Raw genomic sequence first — 17,260 nt, 5'->3', positions numbered from 1 at the left:
TAGATGAAAACACCGCTTATGTGAAAAAGCCCTTTCATCTCAAAGATAAAAGGGCTTGTTAATTACTTCGGTTGGGGAGCTAGTTATTGCGGAAGAACAACTTTGCCATCTTGAATTGGGAACGTTTTTGTCGCTGGCTTGCTCGCTAAGCGAACCGTCGTTGGCGCACCTGAAACTTCATAAGTGACATCGTAACCCACTACTTTTTCAGATGTTGTGTATTCTGTGTGGCACTGCTTTTTCGTCGTTGTCACTACATCGCCTTGTTGCACGTTCTCCTGAATCTTACGACCCGTTAATGCACCAGCGATCGTACCAGCTGCAGTTGCAATCACTTTACCTGAGCCGCCACCGATTTGGTTACCCAATGCCGCGCCAGCTGCTGCGCCGCCGACCGTACCAATTATTTTATTATCATCCGTAGGAGCAACTTGCTCCGTTACTACCACGTCTTTACATACTTGGTGTGGATTTTTCACCGTTTCAGTCACCGCTTCAACCAAAGTAATGTTTGCTTGGGTTGGAGCTGGTGGCGTTTTGTCTTTACAGCCTGCTAATACAGCAACAACTGCCGTTGCAATTGCGATAGATTTCATATTCATGATTTACATCCCAGTATGGTTTGCTTTGATGAGCGGTATAGTAAATCGCAATTAGGAAATCACATCAGGCGAAAACAAACCCTCTGTCATTAACGAGTAAAGAAACACTGTTTTATAAAAGGTACGTCAAGAAACACTCAACAGAATGTCAACTGAGCTAAAACCGTATCATTACTGATTATGGTTAGGCTTGATTAACCTATGAGGCTTATTTTTAAGCCAAGCTTAAAAACAGTTCGTCATCCGTTAAATACTTATGACGGTGGCTTAGATTACGCACGTGCATAAACATAAAATCAGGGAAACCAGGCGCTATAATGTTATTTGGTTCCCAGCATACACCGCCAACAAACACATATCTCCCCTGCTTGTCATCTTCGTGAAGGGGGTTATTAAGAGGAGAAGAAAACTCTGCGCGGCAACCTTCAACCACACAAACAATTTGTCCTTTAAAAAGGCCGATCACGCGCTTAACAAGATTTGCCTTGATGCCACATTTCCATGCTTGACGAGTGGCCATCTCATAGCCATATTTTCGGATCGCTTTCTTTTGCAAATGTACTACTAGGTTCATTTTGACTCCTGATTCAAGCAATTACGCGAAGCCCAAAGTCATAAAAGCAGATAGACGTCTATACCCGAGTGACCTCATGGTACATGGGAATGAACTACGTGATTAGACTGAGTTTAGTGTCTGATGAAAATACACCTTCCACGATGCTGTAACGTATCGATTTACACCAATCATAGGCACATAGCACAACAAAAAAACAACCTTATTTTCGAGTGCTTTCCTACGCTGTATCTGGTTACTTCTGCGTATTACTATAACGAAATCACCCTCTACGTTTGTCTATATAAATTTGTCGTAACGATAGAGGGTGCTTATCAAGGATGGGAGGATAACGCCTACGCGTCGATGAGATAGTTTTGACCTTCAGTTTCTAGACGATCAATCAGTTTACGACACTCATTTAAATCAAGAGGTTGCTCGAAGCGGCGCTTGAGGTTCATCAAAAAGAAGATATCTTCACACATGGCTTTCTCAGGTTCGTCACTGATTTTTGCGACTGGTGAACCATTGCACGTGACCATTTTGATCACGATAGAAAGTGGCTGGTAGGCTTCACCCTCTTTATTAACATAATCACCCATATCGTTCGCAAGAAAAGTACCGATACCAAAACTCACCTGAATACGTCCTTGGAAATACTCGCAAATATCTAACGCTTGTTCGAAGTTAAGTCCGTCGGTAAACACCAGTGTTTTTGTTAACGGGTCTATATTAAGCGACTGATAGTGTGCAATCATTTTTTCACCCCAGCTATAAGGGCAACCACTATCGTGACGTACACCGAAATACGCGTTACTTAGCTCTTCATCAAAGTCTTTAAGGAAGGCATCAATACCAATCGTGTCGGTCAGTGCAATACCTAGTGCACCGTTAAACATTTTTTGCCAACGTTGCAAAGCCACTTTTTGCGAATCTCGCACATTCACCAGAGCTTGATGGCCCATAAACCATTCATGAGCAACGGTACCGATAGGCGTCAAATTCAGTTCTTTTGCTAAGTGGTAGTTGCTTGTTCCTGTCAAACATTCCGGCACTTCCTGGCACAAGAACTCCAGCATGGTGCGCTGAGCTTGAAAGGAAAAACGTCGACGCGTCGACATATCAGAAAACTTAAAGTTAGTGATGTTACGACGCTTTAGTTCGGATTTTAGGTACCGAACTTTCTCTTCTAAAACGGTGGTAAATTGCGCTACAGGGATATCAGACCAACGCTGACGGCTACGAACTTCAGACACGATACTCATGATGATCGTTTCGTACAAAATAGTATCTCGCCACAAACCATTGATAGTAATGCGTAACTGGCTTGAGCCATCAGCCATGGCTTTATTATGGAAAGAGACATCACTTTGCGGGTTAAACCGGAAATGGCGCAATGCATCAACAAAATCAGGATTCAGGTAAGGCGCGACACGCTTAATATATTCGATTTCTTCTTGCGTAAATTGAATGTCTTGCAGTTTAAGAACTTCTGCTTTTACCTCTGGTAGCAGTTCAGAGAGATCTTCCTCGCTACGCACAATAAACTTGTATGACACCATCGCATCAGGGTAAAGCGCTGTTACTGCGCTCATCATATTGACTTTGTAAACATCAAAATCCAAAGCGCTTTGAATGATGCGGGAAGAAAATAGTTTGGTGGTCATTAGGTGCCCTTCTACACGCCCTTCCTGGGTATATAACTTTTTGTTACTAACTAATTTGCGTAAACAATAAACACCCATCTATAGTTTGTCAACTTTTGTTACTAACCACTCATTTTTATAAGGTTTTTCTGTCTAGAATTCGCACACAGATTGTGAATAAGTCAGATTCATTCGTAGATTTATACTCAAGGCGTACTATGAAGCACTACCAAAAACGTTTCGCACAACTCGTTACTTACCCATTGATTGACCACTTGTTATGCGCTAGATTACTTACAAATCAATATTAGGACCCAACCATGATCGTATCTGTCGACATTATTCCATTCAGGCTATCTGGCTGTGCCGATAAGGGATTGGAAGTGTTGTTGATTAAACGTTCAAATCCAAATCGGCCATACCATGGAGTCTGGGCACTACCGGGCGGATTTGTCTTTGATAAAGACTTAACCAGTGAAGGAGGACGCCCGGCCGATGAAAACTTTGAGGCGGCGCGTCGCCGAATTTGCCGCGAGAAAATCCATACCTACCCTCGTCATTTTAGCGAAGCGTTTATCGACGGTGATCCAAAGCGTGATCCAGAAGACTGGAGCTTAAACATTACGCACTACGCCTTGGTCGATCGTAACAATGTAGAGCAAATCAACAATGCTGGTGTACCAGAGTGCCAACTAAAATGGTTTTCGCTACAAGCTATACTCAATGGAGAAGAAACTCTCGCGTTTGACCATCAAAAAACCATTGAAAAAGCGTGGCAGAAGCTTCGTGCATCCATTGAATACACATCGGTTCTTTTGTTTGCATTAGACAAAGAGTTTTTGGTTGCGGACATCATTTCTGCTTATCAAGAGTTTGGTATTGATATTAGCCGAATGACGATTAAGCGCCGCTTGATAGATTCAGGCGTACTAAAACCTACCAATAAAGTCGCTTCTACCAACAAAGGCAAAGGTGGAAAACCCGCAATGGTATATACGCTGACTAGCGACGAAGTAACCTTTTTTCAAAACTGTTTGCGTGGATAAACGCAGGCAATCAGACAGACAAGGAGTCTGCCATGACTGTTCGAGTAAACTATCAAACTACAGCAGTGATCGACGTTGATCCAGAGAAAGGCTTTAGTGAGTTATGTCCAAATGAACTACCCGTTGCAGGTGCGTTGGAAATCGTACCGGAGCTTCTGAGTAATCATGCCAAAGGCCGATTAAAACTGGTGAGCCGTGACTTGCACCCACCGAAAGCAAAATGGGATGCAGAAACACCAGCCAACATGCTTGAACCCGTCGGTCTACCCAATGTGGATATAAAATGGAACCGCCATTGTGTGCTTGGCACAACAGGTTCTGAACTGCTAGACGGTTTACCACCTGTTTTGGACTATGATTTTCAAGTTAATAAAGGCATGGATCCTGATGCGCATCCTTACGGTATTTTCTTCCATGATATTGCCGATACTAAAACGACAGGCGCACATGAATTTCTAAAATTCAACGGGATTGATACCCTAGTGATCGGTGGTCTCGCGCTAGATTTTTGTGTGAAGAAGTCCGTCATGCAAGCGCTGGATCTTGGCTACAATGTGGTGGTCAACCTTGCTTCAACTCGCGCAGTACTGCCTGATAATGTTGAAAATGTGCTGACAGAGCTCAAGGATCAAGGCGCATTATTTGTCGAAAAAGCGGATGACATCATCGTAGAAAAATTCGCCTAGAGACGACAGTAACCGAGAAGGATTTCACTATGCATCAACATGAAAAATTGAATTACGTTGAATTTGGTTCCACCAATATTAACGCTACAAAACAATTTTTTGAGCGTACCTTTGACTGGACCTTTATCGATTATGGTCCTGAATACTCTGCATTTTCAGGACAAGGGTTAGATGGCGGATTCTTCAAATCTGAGTTTGTAAACCAAACCGCAAATGGTGGCGCACTTTTAGTGTTTTATAGCTCAGATATTCAGGCCACGCAGATAAAAGTTGAGCAGCATGGTGGAAAAATTATCCGCCCTATTTTCGAATTTCCCGGCGGCTGTCGATTCCACTTCACCGAACCAAGTGGAAATGAATTCGCAGTATGGTCGGAGAGCCATTAGTACTTACCCCAACACCACTTCCACACCTAGTTTTTTGATTTGCTCAAGGTCGCTTTTCGGAGCGGCTTTGTCGGTTAACAACACCGATATTTCGTTGGTATTGCCAATTGAAGAAGGATAAATCTGTCCAAATTTACTGGAGTCCGTCAGTACGATGTTACGTCTATTCTTTGCCAGAATGGCCTCTGCGATGTCGGCACGCATCATGTCCCGGCTAGTAAAACCAGTGTCTTGGTGAAATCCGTCGATACCCAAGAAAGCCGTGCTGAAGTGAATGTTCTCAATACAGAGTTTGGTGAGCGGGCCAACGAGGCTCTCGCCTTGATGCTGATACACACCACCAAGCAAGATGATGTTGGCAGAAGTGTTACGGATGAGATGGGCGATGTACGCCGATGGGGTAATGATGGTCACATCGCCGCGTTCAGCTAAAGTGCGAGCCAAGAGCGCATTAGCACTGCCGCCCTCGATCAATACGGTTTCGTTTGGTGATACCAAGTCCGCCGCTTTATTTGCAAGTGATTGTTTAATATCGAAACGGACTTCTAATCGGGTATCAATATCATCACTTTGCAATGCGGTAGCTGCGCCGTGTACGCGCTTTAGATAGCCCTGTTGCTCCAGAAAATTCAAATCCTGCCTGATGGTCACGCCCGACACGCCGATAATGTCAGAAAGCTCCGTGACTTGAACGCGTTTACGATCATTCACTAATTGCAGGATTTCATTTTGTCTTGGGTTCACAGGCTCGCTCCTTATTAATGAGCTTGCAGTATACGCCCGAATACTTTCATATGAAAGCAGCCTGTGAACGATAGAAATAAGCGAAGCTGCGTTACACCGTAAGCTCTAGACGGTTGCCATCCGGATCTAAGATGCAGCTTTCGTAGTAACCATCACCCGTTTGTCTCGGACCGTCGATCCATTGGTAGCCATCATCTACTAAGGTTTTGGTTAATTGATCCACCGCCTGCTCTGATCCTAAAGCGAAGGCAAAGTGTGCTAATCCTGTTATCTGCATCGCATGAGATTTTTCACAAGCGGTCACACCTTCCATCGACATCAACTCCAATCGTGCACCACTTTCAAACGAAAGAAAGTAAGATGAAAACTGCTTAGTTGGGTTGTGGTATTTATCGTTAGACATCGCGTTAAAATATTTCTCATAGAAGGCTTTTAGCTCTTCCAAACGTTCAGTCCAAATCGCGATATGTTCTATTTTCATTAGGATTCCCCATAGCTCTTAACTGCGCTCAATCTAACGAGGAAACGCAGCACAAAAAAGAGAGCAAATCACTTCTGAGTTGTTCCTGTTTTATGGTTGGAGTTGTGTTTGAATGAAAGTGATGCCCATAATGGCGCAAAGTTTTTAGGGACAGAATGATGGAAGAAATTTACTTCGCAGGCGGCTGCCTTTGGGGCGTTCAAGAATTTATGCGCCACCTTCCGGGCGTAATCAGCACCGAAGCAGGACGAGCAAATGGCACGACGGACAACACTCAATCCGAATACGATGGCTACGCGGAATGCGTGAAAACCCAATTCGACCCTGAGCAAGTTTCGGTTGAAACTTTAATGGGGTATCTGTTTGAGATCATCGACCCGCACAGTGTTAACAAGCAAGGTGAAGACGTAGGTGAGAAGTACCGTACCGGTGTCTATAGCCAAAACGAACAACACCTAGCGATTGCTAAAGCGTTTATTGCAGCAAGACCAGATGCCGAGAAGATCGCCGTAGAAGTGCTGCCACTCACAAACTACGTACCAAGTGATGATGAGCACCAAGACCGACTCACGCGCTTTCCAAATGACTACTGCCATATCCCGTTAGATTTGCTGCATAAATATAAAAATTAATGGCCAGCTTTTATCGCTGTTTCTATTATCTCAAAACTAAGAGGCGCAACGCCTCTTTTTGCATCCTAACCAGGGCTATTGATCCTCCTCCAGTTCATTTTCATGTCTAGTTATTTGTTTCAAAATAACTGGAATATAAATCACATAATAAATTTTATAATATTCCGCATTATTAATGACGGCTATCACACTTAAGATTGAGTGATACAAAAGTATAGTTATTGGTTTTTTTTTACTATTTCAGAAAACCGTAACATTAATTAAATTTGCCTCATTACTTCAGTACCAATGAGTCAAAAAATGATTACAGAACTAACAAACGTCAATTTAATTAAAGGCAACCTTCAAGCAAATAATAAAAAAGAAGTCTTTGAAGAGCTAGCGCAAATGCTATTCGAAAATAATCGAATAAGCAGCAAAGAGGCTTTTTTAACCGACATCGAAGCACGTGAAGCATTAAGCGTGACTTCAATGGACGGCATCGCATACCCACACGCAAAAAGCAAAGCGGTAACAGAGCCTGCAATCGCTGTTGGCGTAAAGCGCGAAGGCATCGAGTATGGCGACGAAGAGGGAGTCAAACCAACCGTATTCTTCATGATTGCTTCACCTGATAACGGTGCCGACCACCATATTTATGTTCTTCAAGAATTATTCGGAAAATTTAGCGAAGAGTTTATTGAAGATATTCATAACGCAAAAGACGAAAACCAAATACTAAATATTTTAATTAATTCATAAGGCGTGAAATTATGAGTACAATCACAGCTCAAGCTAGCAATAATAGCGATTTCAAAAAACTCCTAAGTACCATGAAAGGTCACCTTTTATTCGGTACTTCTCACATGCTTCCATTTATCGTTGCGGGTGGTGTACTACTGGCTCTGGCGGTAATGGCATCCGGTAAAGGTGCGGTTCCTGCAGACGGGTTATTGGCTGATATTTCTAATATCGGTATTAAAGGTCTGGTGTTGTTCCCAATTATTCTTGGTGGCTTCATCGGTTACTCAATTGCAGACAAACCAGCACTAGCGCCAGCGATGATCTCTTCTGGCATCATGGCTGACATGGGCGGCGGCTTCCTAGGTTGTATCGTCGCTGGTTTTATCGCTGGTGGTGTAGTTCTACAACTTAAGAAGATCCCTCTTTCTGCTAACATGACTGCGTTGGGCGCTTACTTCATCTACCCACTTGTTGGTACGCTTATCTCTGCAGGTATCGTTCTATGGGGTATCGGTGAGCCAATCAAGATCTTCATGGCTTCTATGAACGAATTCCTAGCTTCTATGGCTGGCGCTTCTAAAGTGGTTCTAGGTACGATTCTTGGTGGTATGACTGCATTCGATATGGGCGGTCCAATCAACAAAGTAGCAACGCTATTCGCTCAAACTCAAGTTGATACTCAACCATGGCTAATGGGTGGTGTTGGTATCGCAATCTGTACGCCTCCTCTAGGTATGGCGCTAGCAACATTCCTATTCAAGAAGAAGTTCACTAAGCAAGAACAAGAAGCAGGTAAAGCAGCAGCAATCATGGGTTCTATCGGTATCTCTGAAGGTGCTATCCCATTCGCAGCAAACGACCCTGTACGCGTTCTTCCTTCAATCGTTGCTGGTGGTATCGTTGGCTGTGTGTTCGGCTTCCTAACAGACGTACTGCTACACGCACCATGGGGCGGTCTAATCACAGCTCCTGTATCAAGCAACATCCCTATGTACGTTGTGGGTATCGCACTAGGCTCACTAACAACAGCAGTTATCGTTGGCTTCTGGAAACCAGTTGCTGAAGAAGAAGCAGAAGACGAAATCGTAGAAGCAGCACCTGCACAAGCTCAAGCGGCTCCAGCAGCAGGCGAAGGCGAGTACGACATCGTAGCAGTAACATGTTGCCCATCTGGCGTAGCACACACATTCATGGCAGCGAAAGCACTAGAGAAAGCAGGTGCAGCAGCAGGTCTGAAAATCAAAGTAGAAACTCAAGGTCAAAACGGTATCCAGAACCGCATCACTGACCTAGATGTAGCAAACGCGAAGCTGGTTATTCTAGCTCACGATATCCAAGTAAAAGACGCTCACCGCTTTGCAAAAGCAAACGTTGTTGAGTGTTCAACGAAAGAAGCGATGCGTAACGCAGCGACTCTTGTGAAAGCTTAAACCTTAAGCTCCTCCCCCTAAGAGCCCTTTCCCCCAAAGGGCTCTATTTCAAGTTTTTAAGTTTTAGTAATACCCCTGATTTTTTTAATTATATAACCCTACAATTTACAAGGCTTTAAAAATGAAATTCAAACCTTCCCTACTCGCTTGCGCAGTTCTCAGTGGTCTAGTCGGTCTGACTGGCTGTAACGACGACACAACCAACATTTATGAAGGCGGTGACACCAACCCTGCACTGCCGGATATTCCTGACGGCGGCAAGCCAGTATGTCCTCCAGTTGGCGATGGCGACTGCGATGACAAGCCAAACCCAGAAACACCTGAAATCGACATGGGCGTTCACATCCCAGTAGATTTCGCCGATATGGACGTAACACGCTACGTCAACCCATTCATCGGCACAGGTAACCTAGGCAACACCTACCCTGGTGCAACCACACCACACGGCATGGTACAGCTTTCTCCAAACAACGGTTCTAACGGCTGGGAATACATTTCAGGCTACTACTACCACGACGCACGTACTTCCGGTTTCTCTCATACCCACCTTTCCGGAGCAGGTGCTGGCGACTTGAACGACATTCTCGTCATGCCAATCAACTCACGTTCGGACTACATGATTGATGAAGGTTCGGCAACGCTAAACCTAGAAGCGTCTCGCTTCCAACATCGTGACGAGCAAGCTACGGCAGGCTACTACAAAGTCGATCTATTGGATTACGACATCAAAGCTGAATTGACGGCGTCGGATCGCGTTGGTGTACACCGCTACACCTTCCCTCGTGATGAGAAGTCAGAAATCATCGTGAACACTGGCTTCAAAATTAACTGGGACTACACCTCTGATTCTTACTTGAAATGGGACAAAGACAATAACCGTCTTGAAGGTCACCGTTTCTCTGACGGCTGGGCACCAAGCCAAAAAGAATTCTTCGTGATGGAATTCGACCAACCAATCAAAAACGTTCGCTTTGCTTACTACGATAAAGAGCAAGGTCGTTACATGGACGTGCCAGAAGGTATTACGGAAATCGGTAACGAGACACGTGGCAAGTACCAATACGCGCGCGCTTACGTAGAGTTCGACACATCCAAAGACGGCTTAACGGTTGAAGCGAAATTGGCGCTATCAAACGTTGAGATTGGCGAGAACGGTAAATCAGGTGCTTCTCTTAACATGACAGAAGTTGCTAGCATGAACTTCGACCAAGTACGCGAAGCGGCAACGAAAAAATGGGAAGACGAACTCGGCAAGATCCAAGTCTCTGGCGACGAAGATTACAAACAGACCTTCTACACCGCGATGTACCACTCGTACCTAGGTCAAACTATTCACTCTGACTTAGATGGTCGCTACCGCCAAGTTCACCAAGGTCGCAACGCTTACCCAGATGGCAACACACCTTGGGGCGATAAGATTGATACGCTAAAAGAGTCGATCCGCACAGCCGATGCTAACAAAGATGGCAAAGCAGACTTCACGCGCTACGACACTTTCTCTTTGTGGGATACCTACCGCGCAGTTCAACCGTTGTCTTCGATTCTTGAGCCAGACCGCTTAGCAGACGTGGTGCTGTCTATGCTGTCTTACGCTGAAGAAGAATGGGTGGATGACAAAGGCAACGTGCGCAAAGGTCGCCTGCCTGAGTGGACATTCAAAGGCAACGAAACCGGCATGATGATGGGCATGCACTCAACGCCTGTGATTCATGATGTGTTGTCGAAAGGCTCACTAGAAAAACGCATGATCGATCTTGGCTTCACAGAAGCTGAGCGCAAAGACGTTAAAGAACGTTTAGTTGAAGCGATGATCACTGACGCGCGCGCCGCAACGAGCCAAGGCGTAGCATGGATCAAAGAGTACGAAGAACAAGGTTACGTGCCAGCGCAATTGCACGACACTCCACCAGATTCTTACGGCAGTCACTCACCATTTAAAGACTCTTGGACAGCATCTTACTCGCTTGAATACTCAATGAACGACTGGGCAATCGCACAATCGATCAAAGAAGTGTTCGGTGAAGAGGACCCACGCTACACCGAGTTCGCTAACCGTTCTAAAAACTGGCAAGCACAATTCGACTTCGGTGGTAAGCAATACCAAGGTTGGTTCAAAGCACGTGACTACGATGGCGAATTTATCGATGCAGGTTGGGTAGACCCAATCACTGGTCGTGCGGTGGGTAAAGACTGGCGTCCAGACATGTTCAACTGGGCATTCTCTGAATCGAATGGCTGGCAATACTCGTTCAGTGTTCAGCACGACATTCATGGCTTGATTGACCTGATGACACGCTTCGACAAGACACAAAACCCTGAAGCAGAACGCGGAGACTTGTTCGCAGCACGCTTGGATGAGTACTGGTCAACCTACCCAGATCGCAACGCAGGCGACAACCAATTCCCAGTGTTCAACACAGGTAACGTTGGTCAGCACGTGCAAGGTAACGAACCAGATATCCACGTTCCGTACTTGTACAACTACGTAGGTCAACCTTGGAAAGGTCAGGCAGCCATCGCCGCAGCAACCAACATTTGCTACAAGAACACCGCTGACGGCATTTGTGGTAACGACGACTTCGGTACGCTCTCTGCCTGGTTCGTGTTCCGTGCACTTGGCTTCTACCCAGTAAACGCTTCTTCTGGCATCTACGAAATCGGTACTCCGCTGTTTGAAAGCGCGTCTATCGATGTCGGCAACAACCAGAAGTTCACCGTTACCGCGAAGAACGTTAGCCGCGAAAACATCTTCATTCAATCGGCTCGCTACAACGGCAAAGACTTCAACCGCACTTACCTGACTCATGACGAAATCATGTACGGCGGTGAGTTGGAGTTCGTGATGGGCGACAAACCAAATCAACGTTGGGGCTCTCTAGAGCAAGATCTTCCACCAGCACAAGGCATCGGTGAATTCTTGCATGAAGACGAGATGCCAGCAGGTTCTCGTTAATCCCAATAGTGACAACTCAGCCGGGGGAGCGCATCTCCCGGCTATCCCTACAAGCAAATTTTATAAGCAGTCCTTTATAAACAGTCTCTTATAAACACTTTTTTATATACGAATAACGACAAAACGGTATGCACATGTTTAAACGTAATCTTATCTCTTTGGCTATCCTGGTTGGTCTGACAGGTGGCTTGGCTGGCTGTAACAGCGACAACGATTCTTCCTCTTCACTACCGGGCGATCCAATTGTTGATCTTGCGGTATTGAAATACGTCGATCCAATGATCGGCACAGCGGCTTCTGGTCATACATTCCCGGGCGCGACGGTACCGGCAGGTATGGTTCAATTGTCTCCAGATACTTTCATCGGTTCTAACACAGACCATGAATCAGGACTTAATCCTTGGCACTCGGCATCTGGCTACTGGGATTCATCCAACTACGAAACTGGCGAAGTAGTTAACACTGACGTTCCGCTGTACGGCTTCTCCCATACTCACCTTTCAGGTACAGGCGCAACGGACTTAGGCGACATCTTGGTTCTGCCATACGCAGACATGGCGAACACACAACTGAACTCTTTCGACAAAGCCAATGAAGAAGCAAGCGCAGGCTATTACAAAACCAAGCTAAACCAAGGTCAAATCGAAGTTGAACTGAGCGCAACCAAACGCGTTGGCTTGCACAAATACACCTTTGCTGATGGCGCAGACCGCAACGTGAAGTTCGATTTGGGCCATACCCTAATGAACAACAACGGCAAATCTTTGAAGAACAAAGTAGAAGTGGTGGACGAATACACCATTCGCGGTCGTAAAACATCAACAGGTTGGTTCCAAGGGCAAGATCACCAAGGTCAGGACATCTTCTTCTACGCGAAATTCAACCAACCAATCGCCAAAGCACTGTTGGGTGAACAAGACCTAGAACCGACGCGCGAAATGCGAAATGGTGCGGTTTACTCAGGCGATGATCTAACGGCTTACCTAAACTTCGGCACTGGCGAAGAGCCAATTGAAATCCGCGTCGGTATCTCTCCAGTTAACTGGCAAGGCGCACAGAAAAACTTAGAGGCGGAAGCACCAAGTTTCGATCTAGCAAAAGTGAAAGAAGACGCGGAATACGCGTGGGCTGAGAAGCTGGCGAAAATCAAAGTAGAAGGCGGCACAGACGCAGAGAAAACCAACTTCTACACTGGCATGTACCACATGATGATCGCGCCAATCGAGTTCTACGATGTGGATGGTCAATACGTAGATATGCTTGGCACGGTGCGCACACTGAAAGATGGCGACACACCAAACTACTCGATTTACTCAACGTGGGATACGTTCCGCGCGGTTCACCCAATGTGGACCATCATCGACCCAGATCAAGCAACGCTTTACGTGAAAGACTTGATTCGTAAGTCTAACGACGAGTTTGGTTTATTGCCGAAATGGGAAGGGCATGGCTCAGAAACCGGCACCATGATCGGCTACCCATCGGCAGCGATTCTGGGCGATGCGGTAACCAAAGGCTTGATTGATGCAGAGCAAGCTTACACCGCATCAGTGAAATCAGCTCGCTACACACCGCATGAGTACCCACAGATTCATGACGACATCCTAAGCTCACTCATGGCAGGTCAGTTGAACTACCACGAGAAAGAACAGTGTGTTCGTTACCCGAACTGGAACTCAGTATCGTACTCGTTGGAATTCTCATTCTACGATTGGACGATCGCAGAAATGGCAAAAGCCGCTGGCGATATGGACGCGTATGAAGAGTTCAAAGCTCGTTCTTACAACTCTTTGAAACACTGGGATGCGAAAGCAGGTAACGCCGACGGCACGGGCTTCTTCGTACCAACAGAATTGAAAGAAGGCGACCCATGTGCACTGAAATACGCTTCCACTGACTTCGACCCTTACAAATCTGACGCGTTCTACTACACAGAAGGTAACGCATGGCAGTGGCAATGGGCGTTCATGCAAGACTTGGACAAGCTGACTGAAATCATGGGCGGCACACAAGGTCTGAACGACAAGCTGAACAACCTATTTACTGCCGATCCAAATGGCGGCGAAGCGCACCAAGACATGACAGGTTACATCGGTCAGTACATTCACGGTAACGAGCCTTCGCACCACGTTATCTACTTGTACAACCGTACTGAAGAGTCTCACAAGGCGCAGGAATACCTAGACCAAGTTTACGACCAGTTCTACAAACCGACGCCAGACGGCATCATAGGTAACGAAGACGTAGGTCAAATGTCGGCGTGGTACTTGATGTCAGCACTGGGCTTCTACCAAATCTCGCCAACCGATCCAACCTACAGCATCGGTCGTCCAATCTTCGACAAAGCGACGGTAGACATTGGCTCTGGCACCTTCACGGTAACGGCTGAGAACAACGGTCCAGACAACATGTACATCAAAGAAGTGACCATCAACGGTAAGCCTCTGGATGTGTACAACACCTTCCAGCACAGCGAATTCAAAGCAGGCGGCGAACTGCACTTCGTGATGACGGCTGACAAGTCTGAAGCAATGCAAGCCAACCTAGGCGAATAATGATTTTGAGGGGACCTCGTGTCCCCTTTTCTCGTGGAATAAAAACAATGAAACTAAAAAGAACCCTACTCTCTACCGCAGTGTTAACCGCCATGCTTGGTCTTGCTGGTTGTGGCTGCGACTCTGATCCAGAAACTCCGGTTATTTCTACCCCTACTTTGGAATTCGTTGATACCTTGATCGGCACTAAAGGTCTTGGCAACGTTAACCCATCTCCAGTTATGCCAGAAGGTATGATTCAACCTTCACCAGATAACTTCGATCCAAACGGTTGGAATGGTAAAGGCTCACCTGTTGAATACGATCCTGTGCACAGCCTGCTTTCTGGCTTCTCAATGACCCACATTTCTGGCGCAGGTAAAGGCGACCTAAACGACTTCGCTTTCTTGCCATACACAGGCTTCAATACTGATGCTGTGACCATGGATAAAAGCTCGGAAGTGGCAGAGGTTGGTTACTACTCGGTTGATCTTGTAGAAACCGGCGTAAAAGCTGAGCTGTCGGCGACCGACCGCGTGGCGTTCCAACGTTACACCTTCAAACCGGGTGAAGACCGCAAAGTACGTATCGATCTTCAACACGAACTGTTGGAGCAATACGGCAACCACTCTCGCAGCATCTACTACAAACGCGTTAACGATACCACCGTCGTAGGCGCGCGTACCTCAAACGAATGGGGTCAATGGCAAACCGTGTTCTTCGCGGCAGAATTCTCTGATCCAATCATTGAAGAGAACCTGTACACCAAGCTGGCTTCTGAAAGCAAATTGACTCCAACTGACGCTACCGAAGTCGGCTTGGAAGATTACCGCGGTTACGCAGAGCACAAACCAATGCCGGGTGAACCAGAACCTGATCCAGAACGTTTGGCGAAACGCGCAAACGATGTCCTGACGCATTTGAACTTTGGCAAGAGCGATGAGCCATTGGTGGTCAAAGTAGCGATTTCTGGCACTGGCGTTGACGGCGCACTGAAAAACCTAGAAGCAGACACCAACGGCTGGGACTTCGACAACGTCGTACAACAAAACCGCGTGGCTTGGGAAAACATCCTTGGCGAGTTTGAACTGGAAGGCGGCAACAAAGCCGACAAGACCATGTTCTACACCTCGCTATACCGTACGTTCGTTGCTCCATTCCTATACCAAGACGTGGATGGCAAATACCGTGGCATGGATGGCAAAGTGCACCAAGCAGAAGACGGCTTAGTGAACTACTCGGTATACTCAATGTGGGATACCTTCCGCGCCGCACACCCACTGAAAACCATCATTGATAAAGACCGCGCGATTGAACACGCACGCGATCTATTGAACAAATACCAAACGGGCGGCGTGCTGCCAAAATGGGAACTGCACTCGGATTACACCGGTGAAATGGTCGGTCACCCTGCGGTCTCGGTTATCGCGGATATTATGGTCAAACACCCAGAAGCCTTTACCGCGGCTGAGTTTGATTTGGCACTGAAAGCGGCTGACGAAACGGTCAACTTCAACCTTGATAAAACAGAGAGCTGGGTGCCTTACCAAGACGCTTGGAACGGTGACAAACGCTTCACGGTCATGACACGTCATAACGACTACCAAGAAGACGTCGGCTTTATTCCAGCTAACACCAAATGGGCGCCGGATTCTGGCGACAAACCGAGTTACGTGGAAGGCTTAAAAGTCGATAAATACGACGAGCTCGTGAACGAGTCGGTGTCTTACGGTCTTGAGAACGCTTACTACGACTGGTGTATCGCTCAGATCGCTAAACTTGCGGGCAACGACCAACAGTACGACCGCTACATGGCACGTTCTGAATCGTTCAAGAACTACTTCGATTACAACCCAGAACAATACGGCAAACTGCAAGACACCAAAGGCAACGCATTGGGTGCAACAGGCTTTATGCGTCCGGCTTACATGAACAGCGGCAGCAAGGTTTGGGCAAACAACCTGAAAGCCGAATGTTTGGACGAGAACATGGCGCTGTCTATCCCAGACGGTATGGACTACAACGCGTGTAAAGACCGCAAAGCACTCAACGAAAGTGACGTGTTCTGGCCTTACCGCGCCGAGCACCGTGGTGAAGACTTTACCGAAGGCAATACATGGCAATGGACATGGTTTGCACCGCACAACTTGAACGGTCTGGCTAACGTAATGGGTGGCGAGCACATCGACCGTACTGACTTCTCTCTTCCTGAAGACATAACCGAACAAGGCAAAGCGGCATTCCTCGCTAACTTGAATGCGCTGTTTAATGCAGACTCCAACGCCGATACGAGCCAATCACACGACATGTCTGGCTACATCGGTCAATTCGTGATGGGTAACGAGCCAGATCATCACGTGCCTTACCTCTACAACTGGACGGCAGAGCCTTGGAAGACACAAGAAATTGTCGATCAAGCGATGAACGAGTTCTACCACCCAACCCATGAAGGTCTGATTGGTAACGAAGACGTCGGTCAGATGTCGGCGTGGTATGTGATGTCTGCATTGGGCTTCTACCAAGTCACTCCGGGCGAAGCAAGCTACACCATCGGTCGTCCTCTGTTCGACAAAGCCGTGATTCCAGTCGCGGACGGTAAATTCACCATCACCTCAGAAAATAACAGCCAAGAGAGCATCTACGTGAAGTCGGTGACCATCAACGGCAAACAATTGAGTGACAACTTCAGCTTCGCGCACAGCGATTTGAAAGACGGTGGTGAGCTGCATTTCGTCATGACTTCAGACAAATCTGAAGCGATGAAAGCGCAGTAGTCGATACCCATCCAAATAACGAAAGGGGGCACCTAGCCCCCTAAAAAACTTCACTTCAGTGGAACCATAA

General features: G+C 46.6%; 14 protein-coding genes. 9 read left to right on the top strand and 5 right to left on the bottom strand.

Annotated features, from left to right (window positions below; genetic code table 11):
- Positions 1 to 83 precede the first annotated feature (83 nt).
- From ACWPOD_RS00835 to pncB, 3 genes are all read right to left on the bottom strand, one after another.
- Positions 84 to 602: a glycine zipper 2TM domain-containing protein gene (locus ACWPOD_RS00835; protein WP_005392659.1), complete on the bottom strand. Its 519-nt coding sequence runs from the start codon at positions 600 to 602 to the stop codon at positions 84 to 86.
- 214 nt (positions 603 to 816) lie between these two features.
- Positions 817 to 1,176, bottom strand: a complete 360-nt coding sequence (locus tag ACWPOD_RS00830) for a hypothetical protein (protein ID WP_005373947.1) — start codon at positions 1,174 to 1,176, stop codon at positions 817 to 819.
- Between the two features lie 335 nt (positions 1,177 to 1,511).
- Positions 1,512 to 2,822, bottom strand: a complete 1,311-nt coding sequence (gene pncB / locus ACWPOD_RS00825) for a nicotinate phosphoribosyltransferase (protein WP_074190011.1) — start codon at positions 2,820 to 2,822, stop codon at positions 1,512 to 1,514.
- Positions 2,823 to 3,121: 299 nt separating this feature from the next.
- Here pncB and ACWPOD_RS00820 point away from each other — a divergent pair, with 299 nt between their 5' ends.
- The 3 genes from ACWPOD_RS00820 to ACWPOD_RS00810 are packed head-to-tail and all read left to right on the top strand — an operon-like array spanning position 3,122 to position 4,919.
- A complete protein-coding gene (locus tag ACWPOD_RS00820; protein WP_005373953.1) occupies positions 3,122 to 3,847 on the top strand; it encodes an NUDIX domain-containing protein in 726 nt (241 codons plus the stop codon).
- A 32-nt stretch (positions 3,848 to 3,879) separates the two neighbouring features.
- On the top strand, positions 3,880 to 4,533 hold the full coding sequence (locus ACWPOD_RS00815) for an isochorismatase family protein (protein WP_005392655.1): 654 nt from the start codon (positions 3,880 to 3,882) through the stop codon (positions 4,531 to 4,533).
- 29 nt (positions 4,534 to 4,562) lie between these two features.
- The gene (locus ACWPOD_RS00810; protein WP_048624733.1) at positions 4,563 to 4,919 is read left to right on the top strand and encodes a VOC family protein; all 357 of its coding nucleotides are present in this window, start codon (positions 4,563 to 4,565) and stop codon (positions 4,917 to 4,919) included.
- A 3-nt stretch (positions 4,920 to 4,922) separates the two neighbouring features.
- Here the strand turns inward: ACWPOD_RS00810 and ACWPOD_RS00805 are convergent, their stop codons facing one another.
- Complete coding sequence (locus ACWPOD_RS00805; RefSeq protein ID WP_053808097.1) at positions 4,923 to 5,663, bottom strand: DeoR/GlpR family DNA-binding transcription regulator; 741 nt, start codon at positions 5,661 to 5,663, stop codon at positions 4,923 to 4,925.
- A 91-nt stretch (positions 5,664 to 5,754) separates the two neighbouring features.
- Positions 5,755 to 6,144 (bottom strand): VOC family protein, encoded by a 390-nt coding sequence (locus tag ACWPOD_RS00800; RefSeq protein WP_257887323.1) that lies wholly within the window; start codon positions 6,142 to 6,144, stop codon positions 5,755 to 5,757.
- 158 nt (positions 6,145 to 6,302) lie between these two features.
- Between ACWPOD_RS00800 and ACWPOD_RS00795 the strand changes: the two genes are divergently transcribed.
- The 6 genes from ACWPOD_RS00795 to ACWPOD_RS00770 all read left to right on the top strand — a co-directional run bounded on the left by ACWPOD_RS00795 (position 6,303) and on the right by ACWPOD_RS00770 (position 17,190).
- Positions 6,303 to 6,776, top strand: a complete 474-nt coding sequence (locus ACWPOD_RS00795) for a peptide-methionine (S)-S-oxide reductase (protein WP_046873828.1) — start codon at positions 6,303 to 6,305, stop codon at positions 6,774 to 6,776.
- Between the two features lie 300 nt (positions 6,777 to 7,076).
- Positions 7,077 to 7,517, top strand: coding sequence for a PTS sugar transporter subunit IIA (locus ACWPOD_RS00790; RefSeq protein ID WP_005436338.1), 441 nt, complete (start codon positions 7,077 to 7,079; stop codon positions 7,515 to 7,517).
- Positions 7,518 to 7,528: 11 nt separating this feature from the next.
- Complete coding sequence (locus ACWPOD_RS00785; RefSeq protein WP_152813424.1) at positions 7,529 to 8,929, top strand: fructose-specific PTS transporter subunit EIIC; 1,401 nt, start codon at positions 7,529 to 7,531, stop codon at positions 8,927 to 8,929.
- A 121-nt stretch (positions 8,930 to 9,050) separates the two neighbouring features.
- A complete protein-coding gene (locus ACWPOD_RS00780; RefSeq protein WP_456231432.1) occupies positions 9,051 to 11,882 on the top strand; it encodes a GH92 family glycosyl hydrolase in 2,832 nt (943 codons plus the stop codon).
- A gap of 134 nt (positions 11,883 to 12,016) precedes the next feature.
- A complete protein-coding gene (locus ACWPOD_RS00775) occupies positions 12,017 to 14,437 on the top strand; it encodes a GH92 family glycosyl hydrolase (protein ID WP_456231431.1) in 2,421 nt (806 codons plus the stop codon).
- Between the two features lie 47 nt (positions 14,438 to 14,484).
- Positions 14,485 to 17,190, top strand: a complete 2,706-nt coding sequence (locus tag ACWPOD_RS00770; RefSeq protein ID WP_456231430.1) for a GH92 family glycosyl hydrolase — start codon at positions 14,485 to 14,487, stop codon at positions 17,188 to 17,190.
- Positions 17,191 to 17,260 lie beyond the last annotated feature (70 nt).

Source organism: Vibrio sp. JZG120 (assembly GCF_053890955.1).
The sequence above is the reverse complement of the archived record's forward strand: the minus strand, read 5'-3'. Positions and strand labels throughout refer to the sequence as shown.